Here is a 16,004-nt window from a genome sequence, read left to right on the forward strand (position 1 = left end):
AGTAGCCTATGGGATCAGATTTTGATAGTTCTCGTTAAAAAATCGAGTAGAAGCTGGTAGAGCAGTCTCAGAAACCTATGCTATCATTGATTCTCAAAGTGTGAAGATGACGAGTGCTGCATAAGAACATGGAATTGATGGTGAAAAAAAGTCAAAGAAAGGGAGCACTCCATTGCTGTTGATGACATTGGGAATCTTCAGGATGCTGTGATTCATGAGGCTAATCTTCATGACACGAAATCAGGGATTTTGGTTGCTCGTCAACTGATGACTCCATACTCAACCATCAAGCTTTTTTGGCTGATACTGGTTATTGCAACAGTTTTGACGAAATGATGACTGAGGAGTTCCAGTGTCCAGGCGATATTTCTAAAAAATCAAAGGAAGCTGGCAAATTATTCCCAAGCGAGGGGATTGTCGATCGGACTTTGAATCACTCTAGACAATTGGCTAAGGATGTTGAAAAATCAGTATCATCAGAAGTTGCTTTTGTGAAATGAACACGCATTAGTCGGTTTTTAAGGACTTTATGATGTTGGGAATACAGGTTCTAAAATTAAGACTTCTTCCGAGTATTCTTGTCCTACCAGAAAGAAGTCTTTTTAGATATTTTAGATTAGTTTTTTGTTAAATGAGTTACACCAAATGCCGTTTGATCCGTAAGTATATATCCATCTTTCTTGCCAAGTCCCCAATAGATGTTAGAGCGAAAACAGAATATAAATACGATAATGAACCAAAGTACGGCAAGGGCATAGTCATACCAGTTATACAGTTTGCTATCAAATACATCGATGAAATAGTATAAGCCAATAGGACCTAGTCCTAAAATTGCGGTAATTAAGCCGGCATTGTAAATGCTTTTTAGCCTTAAATTAAATATGGAATGCATAATGACTTCCATTAAAAGAAACAACATGGCAGATAATGTTAGAAAACGCACATTAGGTAGTAAAAGTGGGAATACATAAACTAAAATTAGGAATGTCCAGTTTCCAAACATCGAATTGAGATTGTTGCAATCCCACTTGGTTTTATCCATCTCATTGTTGCCAAGGAGTAGTTTTACTCCGAGTAGGGGAAATCCTCCAGGATAACCGAATTCCTCGAAAAAATGTAGAAACAACATACAAATGGAAGCCAAAAGACATTTTTGCACCTCGGTTACTGGCAAAAAAATCGCAAGCAGAGCCGTTAGACCAGCGAGATAGATAGAAATGTTATACCAATTATTTATCATTTTTTTCATAGAAATTACCTCTCAATTATATTATAATTAAATTATAATACGACACAGTGTAAAATAAAACAGGCAGTAGAGTGTAAAATGTCTAATTATAGGAGGCAATATGGCACGTCCAAGGAAAACAGAGTATGCTAATAGGGCTGTAGTAAAAATAGAAAATGCTTTTTGGAAACTTTTAGAGACGGAGAAATATACGGATATTACTGTTCTTCGAATTGCTCAAGATTCTGGGGTTAATCGCAATTCTTTTTATTATCATTATAAAGATATGGATGATTTGGCTTATCAAGCTTTTAAGAATAATACAAGGAACGATGCCTCGAGAATGATGATTTCGTCAATTTTAACTGTCTTAACATTGCAAGATGATGAAAAAGATTCAGATATTGATATGTCTATTTTACCAAATTCGAGACGTATCATGTTGTGTGCTAGAAGTGAGTCAACATACCTGAAACAACTGGTGAATGACTTTTTAAAGGAGATATGGTTAGATTCTTTTTCGATTAATGAAGATCGTTTGACAACAGAGGAGAAAATACAACTTGATTTTATTTTTGCAGGGATTGTAACTACTCTGGGAAGTCAAGAGATTGAGGATAATCCGCTTTTGATGTTGAAACTTGTTTCGTCAGAAATAGGAAAATCGATGCTTTTAACGATGAAGAAGATATCAGTAGCGCAAAATAATCGTTTTCTAGAAACTAAGCAGAATTTGCAGGGATGATAAATCCCAATTTTCATAACGATAGTAAATCTTAATTTCTAGTTACAGTCTTTAGTTATTATGTCTTATTGCTCCAATCACTCACGCACAATGACTTAGAACTTGTATTCACAAAAAATGTTAAACTAAAGGTATGACGCGAAAAAGATATGATATAGATTTAACTGATTGAGAGTGAGACAAACTTGAGCTCTATTTCTCAAACCACCGCACCTAAATGAAGGCTCTTTCAGCCGTTATCGCAACAGTTTTGAGTAGAAGATGACTGAGGAGTTCCAATGTCCAGTCGATATTTCTAAAAAAATCAAAGGAAGCCGGCAAATCACTCCCAAGCGCTAGGTTGTCGAGCGAACGTTCTCTTATTAGCTAAGGAGGTTGAAAAATCAGTATCTTCAGAGGTTGCTTTTGCGAAATGAATACGCATTAGTCGGATTTTAAGGGCCTTATGATGTTGTGAATATATTTTCTAACTTCCTATACGACCGTTCTTGGAGCGGAGATGCCCCTGCCTTCCATGGATATTGTCTTTTACACGCGACATTAAGCTATACATAAAGGGGCTAAAAATAGCCTCTTGTTTTTTTTGTAAAATCTTTCTTCCCCTTCTCTCCCAAAGGTTTTGCCCTTATAATTTCTACCTATACCCCATGATAGATTTTTGGTATTGGACAGGGTGTAAGCGAGATGGTACACTAGTATCAATCACATTAGACAACGATGGTTGTAGATAAAGGAGATAGATAATGAACTTTAAGAAATTATTGACGTTTGCTTTTGTAGGTGTGGCAGCAGCCACTTTGACAGCTTGTGGCTCTAGTAATTCTGCAGATGGTGGCAAAGACACTAAAATCACGGTCGTAGCTTCACCAGCTCCGCACGCAGAAATCTTGGAAGCAGCAAAACCAATCTTGGAAAAAGAAGGATATAGCCTAGATATCAATATCGTAAACGACTATGTAACGCCAAACAAGATTGTCTTTGATGGTGATGCAGATGCTAACTTCTTCCAACACACGCCTTATCTTGAGAAATTTAATAAAGAAAACAATCAAGACCTTGTGAGTGTCGGAAATGTCCATATCGAACCACTTGCGATTTATTCTAAGAAATACAAATCAATCAAAGATTTACCAGAAAATGCGACAGTTTATGCGTCAACAAACCCAGCAGAGGTGGGACGTTTCATCGATTTGTTTGTAAAAAATGGCTTGATGACCTTGAAAGATGGGGTTGATCCAGTAACTGCGCAGTTAACGGATATTGCAGAAAACAAGAAAAATATCCAAATCAAGACAGAGATTGCACCAGAATTCTTGGTGAAAACTTATGAAAATAATGAAGGGGATGCGGTTATCATCAACTCAAACTTTGCAATTGATGCGAAACTTTCTCCAGTGAAAGATTCTATTGCAATCGAAGATGAGTCTTCGCCTTATGCGAACTTGATTGCTGTAAAACCAGCAGACAAGGACAAAGATAAGATTAAAGCACTTATTAAAGTTCTTCAAAGTGATGATATTAAAAAATTCATCGAAGATACCTATAAAGACGGTTCTGTAATCCCTGCTAAATAATAGGGAAAACCTATCCAACGAACTAGCTTGGGCTTTCGCTATCAAAGGCAAAGCGACTGTGCTAGTTCGTTTTTCTGGTGAAGAGAGGAGAGAAAAAATGATTCGAATAGAAGAAGTATCAAAGGTCTATCAGACCAAGCAAGGAGAGGTGACAGCTGTCAACAATGTGTCTCTTACCATTGAAAAAGGAGATATTTTTGGAATTATTGGTTTTTCGGGTGCTGGAAAGAGTACCTTGGTTCGTTTGTTGAATGGCTTAGAAAGTGTGTCTTCTGGGAAGATTTTCTTGGGAGGAAAAGACATTACGAGTCTGAAAAAGAAAGAACTGCTAGACACTCGTAAGAAAATTTCCATGATTTTTCAGCATTTTAATCTGTTGTGGTCACGGACGGTGGAGGACAACATTTCCTTTCCGTTAGAAGTGGCAGGGGTTCCCAAAGAAGAGCGACAAAAGCGAGTCAAAGAATTGATTGGCTTGGTTGGTTTGGAAGGTCGGGAGCAATCCTATCCTGCTCAGCTTTCTGGTGGTCAAAAGCAGCGGGTCGGTATAGCTCGTGCACTTGCCAATCATCCCGAAGTTTTGCTCTGTGATGAGGCGACAAGTGCCTTAGACCCTAAAACAACCAAGGATATTTTAAATCTGCTTGTCGATATTAACAAAAAATTGGGCTTGACCATTGTCATGATTACCCACGAAATGCATGTTGTGAGCCAGATTTGCCACAAGGTAGCTGTTATGGAAAATGGGCAAGTGGTAGAAGAAGGTAAGGTTATTGATGTCTTTAAACATCCGCAAAAAGCAATCACTCAACAATTTGTAGGTGAAGAGCGTTCGGAAGAAGATTTGACCCAAGTCTTTGCTCATCTGGAAGGAACGCTCAAGCTTGGCGTTCTAGCACGTGTTCAGTACCTGGGCGACAGTACTGGAACAGGAGCTCTGGCAGAGGTAATCCGCAGTTTGGATGTGTCAATTTCGATTTTACAAGGGAAGGTAAACATCACGCAGGAAGGTCCAATTGGTAGCTTGATAGTCGTGATTGAAGATGCTGAAAAAGTAACAGCTGTGGTGGAACAACTGACCCAGAAAGGGATGAAAGTGGAGGTATTGGAGCATGTATAAAGCAGTTCAAACAGGATTTTTCGAGCTTTTACAGGATATGTTGAGTTTTCAGAACGTTGACTGGGGTGAAGTACTTAAGGCAACGCAGGAAACCCTCTATATGACCTTGATTTCAACGGCTTATGTCTTTGTGATTGGCTTGATTTTGGGATTATTTCTCTACTTGACAGGTCCTGGGAAAATGTTGCAAAATAGATTGGCAAACCTTGTTTTAGCTGGTTTGATTAACATTTTCCGTTCAGTTCCCTTCATCATTCTTTTGGCGCTTTTAATGCCCTTTACGAAAGTGTTGATGGGGACGATTTTAGGGCCTCGGGGAGCCTTGCCGACCTTGGTGATTAGTGCGGCACCTTTCTACGCCCGCTTGGTGTCTATTGCCCTTAATGAAATCCCTTCTGGTGTCATTGAAGCAGCAGAGTCAATGGGAGCCAATACACGCCAGATTATTTTCAAGGTCTTGATTCCAGAATCATCTCCTGCCCTTGTCTCAGGAATTACGGTGACGGCGATTGCCTTGGTTGGTTCAACAGCTGTCGCAGGGGTTATTGGAGCAGGAGGTTTGGGAAATCTAGCCTATCTGATCGGATTTACTCGTAATAAACAGGATATTGTTTTGGTATCCACGATTGCTATTTTAGTGTTGGTCTTTATCTTGCAATTCATTGGAGATATTGTCACCAAGAAACTAGACAAACGCTAAACTGAAACTAGTAGGAGGATGGCTCATCAGTTGCCAACCTCCTTTTTATGATGGATGAAGTCGGCTTTAGAGATTAGAAAAATGCAATACTCATTGAATTTCAAAACAGCTCTTTTATCTATGTCTATTGATGCACCAGAAAATGGAGCGAGTTAAGTGAATTAATACTCAATTAATTTCAAAAACAGATAAAACATATATAAATATACATTATTTGCTATAAAATAAAGCGGGCTAAGTAAGTCAAACATGATGCTTTTTCAGTAAATGAAAAGGACAGTGATAAAAAAGAGGTAATTTACGTCTGAAAATATCTAAGAAAGTCGCAAAATTGCTAACTTTGATTTTGAATGAGTATAAATTAAAATTTCATATTTTCTGACTAATGAAACCTAAAAGACAATAAAAAGTCTGTTTTTTCTATCCAAAAATAGTGATTTTTCTGTATTTTTTGAAAAATAGTTGAGATTTTCTGTTTATCCTGTTATAATAGCAAACATTAGAAGTCAGTATCGGTGGAGGATAAGAGATGAAAGCGTTCAAAAATGTCACCTTGGTAACCTGTGATGAAGAATTCCAGATTTTTAAGGAAGGGCTTTTGGTGATTGATAGGGATAAGATTAACTACTGTGGGTCGATGGATGTGTCTGTTTTGGAGCGGTGTGAAGAGGTCGTAGATGGCGAGGGAAGCTGGATTTTACCTGGTTTAGTGAATTGCCACACCCACAGCCCGATGACGGTCTTGCGAGGCATTCGTGATGATAGTAATCTCCATGAGTGGCTGGAGGACTATATCTGGCCAGCTGAAAGTCAGTTTACACCAGAGGTGACAACGCAGGCGGTCAAGATGGCCTTATGTGAAATGCTTCGCTCTGGAACAACAACCTTCAATGATATGTATAATCCTCAGGGCGTGGATATTCGTGCGATTTATCAGGCGGTCAAGACCTCGGGGATGCGTTGTTATTTTTCACCAACGCTGTTTAGTAAGCAAGAGGAAAGCTCAGACCAAACAATCGCTCGAACACGTCAGACGATTGAAGAGATTTTATCCTATCAAGACGAGCGTTTTCGTGTCATGGTGGCACCGCATTCTCCTTATACGTGCAGCCGTGAGTTACTAGAAAAGAGCCGTGCTTTGGCTGAGGATTTGGGTCTGAAATTACACATTCATGTGGCGGAGACAGAGCAGGAAAGTCAGATTATTTTGGAGAACCATGGTAAACGTCCTCTAGCTTATTTAGATTCCTTGGGGTATTTGGATTGGCCAGCAATTTTTGCCCATGGAGTAGAACTAAATCAGGAAGAAATAGCTCGTTTAGGACAGTCACAGGCTGGCATTGCCCACAATCCTATTAGCAATCTTAAACTAGCTTCAGGGATTGCTCCCATCACCGAACTTCAAAAGCAAGGGGTGACGGTCGGTATTGCGACAGATTCGGTCGCTTCTAATAATAATTTGGATCTGTTTGAAGAAGGGCGGACGGCCGCTCTTCTTCAAAAAATGCGAACAGGTGACGCTCGGGAGTTTTCGATTGAAGTGGCTTTGAAGGCGATGACGATCGAAGGAGCAAAGCTGCTTGGGATGGAACAAGAGATTGGCAGTCTAGAAGTTGGAAAGCAAGCGGATTTTCTCATGATTCAGCCCAAAGGCAAGGTTCATCTGTATCCGAGAGAGCGCATGTTGTCGCACTTGGTCTATGCTGCTAAGGGACAGGATGTGGATCATGTATATATTGCAGGCCAGCAGGTGGTGCGAGATGGGGAAGTGCTGACTGTCTATATGCGGGAAATTTTTGAAAATCCTCTTTTGTAGATTTTTTGGCCAATATAATAGAAGTCCAGCTGTAGATGGTTAGCGGTTACTTGATTGCTACAAAGCGAAAGAATGAGGTCCTATGTTGACTTTTCGGGTTTCCAATGTTTCATAAAGAGGAGTAGAGTTTGTCTTAACAACCTGTTTTGAAAGGCCAGGCAAACTCCTCCTTTTTATAGTCCTACATAAAAATTTTAAAAAATTTAAATTTTCTAAAGAAACCGCTTGCAATTTTTGAAAATTCTGATATACTAAGAGTGTGGATTGTTACTGGTCATGCAGGCAAAACCTAGTTAAATACGAAATATTGGGAAATAGGAGTCATCTATTTCTTACTGTTTGGTATTTACCTAGGTTTTTTTGTACCCCAATTTCCTATATCAGCGCTGGTAGGAAGGGGAACGGTGGCCAAAATATCATAAAGGAGGAGAATCCATGGCGAAATATACAGCACTTGCACAAGACATTTTAGACCACGTTGGTGGAGCAGAAAATGTCAATAGCTTAAAACATTGTGTGACTCGGTTACGCTTTAGCTTGAAAGACGAAGGAAAAGCGGATACGGATTATTTGAAACAACTAGATGGTGTTGTGACGGTTGTTCAAGCGGGAGGTCAGTACCAAGTCGTTATCGGTAACCACGTTCCAGAGGTGTATGCGGAAGTTTTGAAAGTCGGAAATCTGCAAGGTTCTGGAACAGTGGATGCGGACGAGGAGGGACCAAAAGGTAATCTCTTTGATCGCTTTGTCGATCTTGTTTCTGGAATCTTCCAACCTTTCTTGGGTCCTCTTGCCGCAGCAGGGATTATCAAGGGAATTGTAGCGATTTTAGCTGTTACAGGTATGAGTCATGACAATAGTGCTCTATATGCGATTTTGGAAACTGCTGGAGATGGATTTTTCCAATTTCTTCCGATGTTGATTGCCATTACTTCGGCTCGTAAGTTCAAGATGAATGAATTTACAGCGTTAGCGATTGCAGGGGCTTTGGTTTATCCAACCTTGCCAGCGACGATTGCGACTTTGAGCGAAGCAAAATTAGCTCATGTGCTAGGGATTCCATTTGAATTGCCATCATCAGGTAGCTACCTGCAAACAGTTATGCCAGCGATTTTGGCTATTTGGGTAGCTTCTCACGTTGAGAAATTCATGAAAAAAATCACACCAGATGTGGTGAAATTATTCGTCGTCCCATTTGTGACCTTGCTTGTAACGGTGCCGTTGACCTTCTTGGTGGTAGGACCTGTGGCTAATATCGCTTCTGATCTCCTATCAGGTACTTTTACAGCCATCATGGGCTTCAGTCCTTTACTTTACGGGCTTTTGTTGGGTGCTCTATGGCAAGTCTTGGTTATGTTTGGTCTTCACTGGGCGCTTGTTCCGCTTGCAATTCTCCAATTACCAGAACTTGGTTGGACAACAATTCTTATCCCTGCGTCATTGCCAAACTTCACCCAAACAGGGGTTTTGGCCGCTATCTACCTAAAAACAAAAGAGCAAAAGGTCAAAACTTTGACAGTTCCTGCTTTTATTTCCTCTCTCTTTGGAGTGACTGAGCCAGCGATTTACGGGATTACCCTTCCAATGAAAACACCGTTTTATATTTCATGTGTGGTTTCAGGACTTGTTGGTGCAGCTCTATCTTTCTTTGATATTAAAGGGTATTCATTTGGTGCGTTAGGAATTTTCCAATATCCAGCTTATGTAGGTCCAGATGGTTTGATGCCGATGTGGATTATGATTGGTTTTAGTGTGGTGGCTATTGTGGTTTCATTTGCTATTCAAATGGCACTTCCAGTTCCAACCCTTTATGCCAAAGCAGAAGTGGCTGAGCCAGTTGCTTCTACAAAAACGGTAACTGAGCAAGTGATTGCTAGCCCATTGTCAGGAGAAGTCATTGCGCTTGAAGATACGCCAGACGCTGTATTTGCCAGCGGAGCAATGGGGCGTGGAATTGCGGTTGAGCCAAGTCTTGGAGAAGTTGTTGCTCCAGCCGATGGATTTGTTCGTCTCCTTTTCCCAACCAATCATGCCATTGGTTTGGCCACAGAAGATGGGACAGAAATCCTAATTCATGTGGGAATGGATACCGTAGCTCTTAATGGAGAAGGATTTACAGCCCATGTCACTCAAGGCTCTCGCGTACGTAAAGGCCAGTTACTCTTGACCTTTGATATTGAAAAAATCAAGGCAGCTGGCTATCCCGTTACAACGCCTGTGATTGTAACGACCCCAACCAGCGATGTGCAAGTCACAGATGCAGACACTGTCAATGTCGGAGATTATCTATTGACAGCTATTCAATAACATGATGAAGGAAATATCCAATGATCTGGGTATTTTCTTTATGGAGAAAAAAGAAAACGATTACAAAGGAGGTAAAATATGAAGAAAATACTATTGAGTTTAGGGATGGCTACATTGCTTTTAGCGGCTTGTCAGTCTCAACAGCTAATGGATAAGCAAGCAGCAGAATTTGATACTAGCGTGACTAAGACCATTTCAACTGGTCCCATAAAAGGGAGCAAGGACGAAAAAAATGATGTGCTACAGTGGCTCGGAGTGCCTTACGCACAGGCAGAGCGATGGAAAGAACCTAAAAAAGTAAAAGCTTGGAAAGAAGAGTTGGATACTACCAGCTATGGAGAACAAGCAATCCAAGCCAACCAAGGAAAGGTGTCTGGCAAAGAGGATGCGCTCAATCTTGATATTGTTCGTCCGAATACTCCAGAAAAGAAATTGCCTGTCATGGTTTATATCCATGGTGGTAATAATCAAACAGGTTCAGCACAGGAAATCAAAGGAAATAGCTTTGTAACAGATATCAATGCTGTTTATGTTTCTGTTAATTATCGCTTGGGACCTCTCGGCTTTAATCCACTTCCAGCAATCGCTTCGGGTAAAGATGAGGCTAGCTCAGGCAACTTTACCTTGCTTGATATTGCGGCAGCTTTGGACTGGGTGGAGGAAAATATTGAAACTTTTGGGGGCGATAAAGAGAATGTCACATTAGCAGGATTTTCAGCTGGTGGACGTGATGTGATGGCAACCCTCATCTCTCCAGTATTTAAGGGAAAATACGATAAGGCCATTTCTTTTAGTGGAGGGATGACCTTGGCAGACCTTTCAGATAGTCGAGAAATTTTTGCAAAAGCTTTAGCTCCGCTGGTTGTAGAAGATCAGGTAAAGACAAGTGAAGACAAAGCGATAGAGTGGTTGTTGACAGACCAAGAAGACGTACGGACATATCTCTATGCTCTTTCTCCCGAACGTTTGGCTCCTCTTATGGGAAATGCTATGATTCGCATGTCTGTTTTTCCACATCTTTATAAAGATGGACAGGTGATTCCAAAAGAGGGATTTGAAACAAAGCATTTTCAAGATGTTCCGCTGATGTTAGTGACAGGAACAAATGAGTTTTCTCTCTTCACAGCATTTGATCCTCGCTTTATGAAAGATTTTACAGGTGGAAATCTTTTCAAAGATGAAGAAAAGGCAAAAGAATTTTATTACGTTAGGAATTACGGAGGAAATCTCTACCGCCTCTCTAACGGGGTAGAAAGTGCACGGAAAATGGCTGCAAATTATACTTCGGATATCTATGTAGGAGAGATTTCGTATGGGGATGATGAAACTGTAACACCTGAGCTGGCAAAAGGCTTCGGGGCTTTCCATGGCATTTTTGAGCCCATGTTGCAAGAACCTTCAAATTATAAGGACTTTATAGGAGAAAATTTCCAAACTCAAGGGGCACAGCAGATGTCAGCGACATTCAAGCAATATCTTAAACAATTCTTAGCAACTGGCAATCCAAACGGAGAAACCTTGCCGAAATGGAATAAGTGGACTGCTAAAAACAATGTACTATCCATCTCTGCTAGCAAGGAAACAGAAGATATTCGAGAAATAGTCGATGAGGATACTGCTCAAGGAATTCTTGAGAAGATGAAGGCAGATCAAACATTGTCAGATCTCGTAAAAGAGGAACTAAATCAGACTGTGTTAAACGGTCGTTGGTTTAGTGAAGTGTTAGATGAGTTGGAGGGCCATAAATAAGAGATGACTTTTTCTATGCATGATAAACTAAGTTTTCAATAAATACTCTGGGAGAGGCATAGTTTTTAGGATTTTAAAAACACCGTAGGAAATTGCTAGTTTTTAAACGAAGATTTTGTATGGTGTTTTTCTTATCTTGTTAACTTTTACCAGTTTTTGACTTTTACTCGAAAATAAACATAGAATCTGCTATACTCACTATAGGGGGATTCTATGAAAAAATCATTATTTATGTTCGGAGTAGCTATAGCAATGGGAGCTTTGCTAGTCAGTATAGCATTAGTGGTACTTTTAGTTACTTTCACTGGTCAAAAATCGGCTAAAGAAAGGGTTCAAACAGCTCGGGTTATGGCACATGGAGATTTGTTGTACCATGATATCTTGTATATGAGCACCTTACAGTCCGATGGCTCTTATGATTTTTCAGAAAACTTTACCTATGTGAAACCATGGTTTGAAAAAGCAGATTTGATGATTGGGGACTTTGAAGGAACGATTCGACCAGATTATCCTCTGGCAGGTTATCCCTTGTTCAATGCTCCAAAGGATGTGGTAACTGCTATTAAGGATGTTGGTTATGATGTGCTCGATTTAGCTCATAATCACATCTTGGATTCTGGGTTAGAAGGGGTGAGTACAACGGTAGCGGCTTTTGATAAGGCTGGCATTGCGACTGTTGGTGTTTATCCAAAACAAGCTCGGGATGAAGCACCTCTCCTCATTAAGGAAGTGAATGGCATAAAAATTGCAATTTTGGCGTATTGCTATGGTTTTAATGGTCTCGAAGAGAATTTGACCAAAAAAGAGTACCAAAATGTTCTTTCAAATCTGGATGAGAAGCGGATGAAGACAGAGCTCGCACGCGCAGAAAAAGAAGCTGATGTAACGATTGTTATGCCGCAGATGGGAGTTGAGTATCAGCTGGAGCCAACGGATGAACAGGTTGCCCTATACCATAAAATGATTGATTGGGGAGCGGATGTTATTTTCGGAGGTCACCCTCATGTCGTTGAGCCTTCAGAGATTGTGGAAAAAGATGGTGAAAAGAAACTGATTATCTATTCGATGGGCAATTTTATATCCAATCAACGCATAGAAACCATGGCTGGAGTTCCAACGGCGGAATGGACCGAACGTGGGGTATTGATGGATGTCACCTTTGAAAAGGCTGGTGATAAGACACGCATTCAAACAGCAAAAGCGCATCCGAGCTGGGTGAGTCGGGTGTCAAAGGGGACGTATTCGCCAGAAGGATATGAATTGTATCATTACCAAACCTTTATTTTGGAGGATTTGATAGAAGGCGGTCCGTATCGAGAACGCTTGGATGATGAAACGAAAGAGCGGGTGGACCGAGCTTATCGAGAAATGAACACCCATGTGAACCTAAATTGGAAGTAAAATAGACAAAAAGCTTAGTCACTAGGATTTAGAAACTAAGCTTTTTGCGTTATAGATATCTGTCGTGAAGGAGATGATGACAGAGACAAGTTAAAATCGCATTCAGAAGATTTTGATAGTTAGCCATCAATGGGGCTTTTCTCTCCGATATTGGCTGGGAGTCAGATGGTAATATTTTTTAAATTGGCGATTGAAATTGGACAGATTATTGAAACCGACTTGATTTGAGATTTCTAGGATGGTTAAGGTAGAATGTTCGAGCAATTCGGTCGCTTTTCGCAAGCGGAATTGGATGATGTATTCCATGCAAGAAATGCCGAGATGTTTTTTAAAGAAATTCATAAAATGCGTTTGGCTGTATCCGCAGAGTGTGGAGAGTTCCGCCACAGTCAGCTCTTCCTGGTAATGCTCGCTGATGTGATCGATAATGGTTCGAATTTTTTCTTCCTTACGATAGCCTTCAAGGGACAGTTCTTTGGAACGGACATAGTCGTGAGTAAATAGCAGATGGAGGAGTTGGTGAAGTTGGGCCTTGAGGTTCAATTCAAAATAGCTTTTCCGATAATAGCCAATTTCCATCGCCGCAAGAAGGCAGGTGCGAATCTCGCTATATCCTGTTTGATGAGGCTTGATGACGCGAACAAAATCTAGTTGCCCATGATAAAGCGGCTGGAGATATTGGAGACTGACCTGATCAACCGTTGAAAAACCTAGCAAGTCTAGGTGAACATTGATGGCATCCATGAAATGTTCCTGATTGCCGATGGGATGAATCGAATGGAGAGCATTGGGACGAATCAGGACAATATCGCCTGGTTGACTGTTAAAATAATCATTATCAATATGAAATTGTGCCGTTCCTTCATGGACATAGATGAGCTCCATGTCGGTATGCCAGTGAAATAAAATATCAGGCTGTCCATTTTGTGTATAGGTTCGAGTGATTGAATAGGGAGTTAAGGGATTTTTATAACTGCTATTTTTATGCAATTGGCCAAGGTCTAGCATGAAAGTTCCTCTCTCGTAGAATAGTATCAGTTTATCGTAGAATTGTGTTAGAAAAAAATAGTCACCTTCATTATAATATAAGTAAGTAAAAAATGAAAGGGCTTAATACAATGACACGATTTCCTAAGAATTTTCTATGGGGCGGAGCGACCGCTGCCAATCAATATGAAGGAGCCTATAATCTCGATGGTAAAGGCTTGTCTGTCCAAGATGTGACTCCAAAAGGAGGTTTTGGACCAGTTACAGAGGAGCCAACGCCAGATAACTTAAAATTAGAAGGAATTGACTTTTACCATCGTTATAAGGAAGACATTGCCTTGTTTGCAGAAATGGGCTTTAAAGTCTTTCGGACATCAATTGCCTGGTCACGCATTTTCCCAAATGGAGATGAGGAAACTCCAAATGAAAAAGGGTTGCAATTCTATGATGATTTGTTTGATGAATTGGCAAAATATGGCATCGAGCCTTTGGTGACTCTTTCTCACTATGAAACACCACTTCATCTGGCACGTACCTATAACGGTTGGACAAACCGTGAGTTGATTGGTTTTTATGAACGCTATGTGCGCACAGTCTTTACACGCTATAAGGACAAGGTTAAATATTGGTTGACCTTTAACGAAGTCAACTCCGTGCTTCATGCTCCGTTTATGAGTGGAGGAATTGCGACACCACTTGAAGAGTTATCGAAGCAAGACTTGTATCAGGCAGTACATCATGAGCTGGTCGCATCGGCTCTGGCAACAAAGGTCGGTCACGAAATCAATCCAGACTTTAAGATTGGGTGTATGGTTCTTGCAATGCCAACCTATCCAATGACACCAGACCCACGCGATGTACTAGCAACTCGTCAGTTTAGCAATCAAAATTACCTTTTCTCAGATATTCATGCGCGTGGAAAATATCCAAACTATATCACGCGTTTCTTCAAAGAAAATGGCATTAAGATTCAGTTTGCAGATGGTGATAAGGAGCTACTTGCACATCATACGGTTGATTTTATCTCCTTTAGCTACTATATGAGTACCGTGCAGGCTCACAATCCTGAAGCTTACAGTAGTGGCAAAGGAAATATCTTGGGAGGTGTGACAAACCCTTATCTTGAAAGCTCTGAATGGGGTTGGCAGATTGACCCGATTGGTCTTCGCTTAGTGCTAAACGATTTCTATGACCGTTACCAATTGCCACTCTTTATTGTGGAAAATGGACTTGGGGCTAAAGACGTGCTTGTCGAAGGGCCAAATGGTCCGACTGTTGAGGATGATTATCGGATTGATTATTTGAGAAAACATTTGGAGCAAGTCGGAGAAGCGCTTGAAGATGGTGTGGAAGTGATGGGCTATACAACATGGGGCTGTATCGACCTTGTATCTGCATCCACAGCTGAAATGAGCAAGAGATATGGCTTTATCTATGTTGATCGTCATGATGACGGAACAGGAAGCTTGGCTCGCTATAAGAAGAAATCTTTCGATTGGTATAAGGAAGTGATTGAAACCAACGGAGCGAATATATAGTAGCATCTTGTCTTTCCTTAAAAAAAACTGGACTCGCCATCCAGTTTTTCTGTATATTAGGGTATAATGGAAGTAGGGAAAAGGAGGTTACAAGATGGCTGTTCAATTATTGGATCAATGGTTGGAAAAGGAGCAAGAAAGGCTCTGTCAGGTTTATGAAGATTTGAATGCCGTTTCTTTCAAGGAACCAGACATCATCTTTTTAGGAGATTCGATGGTGGAGTATTATCCCTTGGGAGAATTACTTGAGACTTCTAAGCAGATGGTGAATCGTGGCATTCGTGGCTACTCTACGGATAAATTAGTCGAAAATTTTGAACGATTGCTTGCTGGAACATGCTTGGATAAGATCGTTATCCTGATTGGAACCAATGATATTGGCAAAGGAATACCAACGAGTGAGACGGTGGAAAATCTGGAGAGGATTTTTCAGACTGTTTTCCAAACCTATCCCTTGGTTGAGATTTATCTTGTGTCGGTTCTTCCTGTCCATGAAGGAACTGCCTATCAAACGACAGTTCACATTAGAAACAATCAGGCTATCCAGCACTTGAATCAAGCCTATCAAGACTTGGCACAGTCGTTTGTACAAGTGCATTATCTGGACGTATATAATCATTTTTTAGATGAAAACGGACAGTTAAAACCCAATTTTACCACGGATGGTCTCCATCTGACAGTTGCTGGCTATGTGGAATTGTCTCGTTTGCTGCAAAAATATTTGTAGCATATTGCTGGATTTTGCTATAAATATTACCTATAACAATCTATAAATAAGAATAATAGTAATTGCCAGTAAAGGGATTTTGAGAGCTAATAAGAAAAGGTATAGTTTTTGG

12 protein-coding genes are annotated in these 16,004 nt (G+C 40.5%); 10 read left to right on the forward strand and 2 right to left on the reverse strand.

The window, feature by feature from the left end; translation table 11 throughout:
- Positions 1 to 616: 616 nt before the first annotated feature.
- Positions 617 to 1,249: an HXXEE domain-containing protein gene (locus BFM96_RS04375; RefSeq protein ID WP_068990796.1), complete on the reverse strand. Its 633-nt coding sequence runs from the start codon at positions 1,247 to 1,249 to the stop codon at positions 617 to 619.
- 100 nt (positions 1,250 to 1,349) lie between these two features.
- Between BFM96_RS04375 and BFM96_RS04380 the strand changes: the two genes are divergently transcribed.
- The 8 genes from BFM96_RS04380 to BFM96_RS04415 all read left to right on the forward strand — a co-directional run bounded on the left by BFM96_RS04380 (position 1,350) and on the right by BFM96_RS04415 (position 12,640).
- Positions 1,350 to 1,973 carry a TetR/AcrR family transcriptional regulator gene (locus BFM96_RS04380; protein ID WP_068990797.1) on the forward strand — a complete coding sequence of 208 codons (624 nt, stop codon included), beginning with the start codon at positions 1,350 to 1,352 and terminating at the stop codon, positions 1,971 to 1,973.
- 743 nt (positions 1,974 to 2,716) lie between these two features.
- Positions 2,717 to 3,547, forward strand: coding sequence for a MetQ/NlpA family ABC transporter substrate-binding protein (locus tag BFM96_RS04385; protein ID WP_068990800.1), 831 nt, complete (start codon positions 2,717 to 2,719; stop codon positions 3,545 to 3,547).
- A gap of 97 nt (positions 3,548 to 3,644) precedes the next feature.
- Positions 3,645 to 4,667 (forward strand): methionine ABC transporter ATP-binding protein, encoded by a 1,023-nt coding sequence (locus tag BFM96_RS04390; protein WP_068990802.1) that lies wholly within the window; start codon positions 3,645 to 3,647, stop codon positions 4,665 to 4,667.
- Positions 4,660 to 5,367 (forward strand): methionine ABC transporter permease, encoded by a 708-nt coding sequence (locus tag BFM96_RS04395; protein WP_068990806.1) that lies wholly within the window; start codon positions 4,660 to 4,662, stop codon positions 5,365 to 5,367. Before BFM96_RS04390 ends, BFM96_RS04395 begins: the two co-directional genes overlap by 8 nt.
- Before the next feature lie 529 nt (positions 5,368 to 5,896).
- The gene (locus tag BFM96_RS04400; RefSeq protein WP_068990808.1) at positions 5,897 to 7,183 is read left to right on the forward strand and encodes a TRZ/ATZ family protein; all 1,287 of its coding nucleotides are present in this window, start codon (positions 5,897 to 5,899) and stop codon (positions 7,181 to 7,183) included.
- Positions 7,184 to 7,618: 435 nt separating this feature from the next.
- Positions 7,619 to 9,490: a beta-glucoside-specific PTS transporter subunit IIABC gene (locus BFM96_RS04405; protein ID WP_068990811.1), complete on the forward strand. Its 1,872-nt coding sequence runs from the start codon at positions 7,619 to 7,621 to the stop codon at positions 9,488 to 9,490.
- A gap of 78 nt (positions 9,491 to 9,568) precedes the next feature.
- The gene (locus BFM96_RS04410) at positions 9,569 to 11,239 is read left to right on the forward strand and encodes a carboxylesterase family protein (RefSeq protein WP_068990814.1); all 1,671 of its coding nucleotides are present in this window, start codon (positions 9,569 to 9,571) and stop codon (positions 11,237 to 11,239) included.
- A 252-nt stretch (positions 11,240 to 11,491) separates the two neighbouring features.
- Positions 11,492 to 12,640, forward strand: coding sequence for a CapA family protein (locus BFM96_RS04415; protein ID WP_223245873.1), 1,149 nt, complete (start codon positions 11,492 to 11,494; stop codon positions 12,638 to 12,640).
- 126 nt (positions 12,641 to 12,766) lie between these two features.
- Here the strand turns inward: BFM96_RS04415 and BFM96_RS04420 are convergent, their stop codons facing one another.
- The gene (locus BFM96_RS04420) at positions 12,767 to 13,648 is read right to left on the reverse strand and encodes an AraC family transcriptional regulator (protein WP_068990819.1); all 882 of its coding nucleotides are present in this window, start codon (positions 13,646 to 13,648) and stop codon (positions 12,767 to 12,769) included.
- A gap of 110 nt (positions 13,649 to 13,758) precedes the next feature.
- On the opposite strand from BFM96_RS04420, the gene BFM96_RS04425 reads away from it, so the two are divergent.
- Both BFM96_RS04425 and BFM96_RS04430 read left to right on the forward strand, forming a co-directional pair.
- Positions 13,759 to 15,165: a glycoside hydrolase family 1 protein gene (locus BFM96_RS04425; protein WP_068994171.1), complete on the forward strand. Its 1,407-nt coding sequence runs from the start codon at positions 13,759 to 13,761 to the stop codon at positions 15,163 to 15,165.
- Positions 15,166 to 15,259: 94 nt separating this feature from the next.
- A complete protein-coding gene (locus BFM96_RS04430) occupies positions 15,260 to 15,892 on the forward strand; it encodes an SGNH/GDSL hydrolase family protein (RefSeq protein ID WP_068990824.1) in 633 nt (210 codons plus the stop codon).
- The last annotated feature ends 112 nt before the right edge of the window (positions 15,893 to 16,004 follow it).

Source organism: Streptococcus himalayensis (genome assembly GCF_001708305.1).
GTDB classification, from domain to species: domain Bacteria; phylum Bacillota; class Bacilli; order Lactobacillales; family Streptococcaceae; genus Streptococcus; species Streptococcus himalayensis.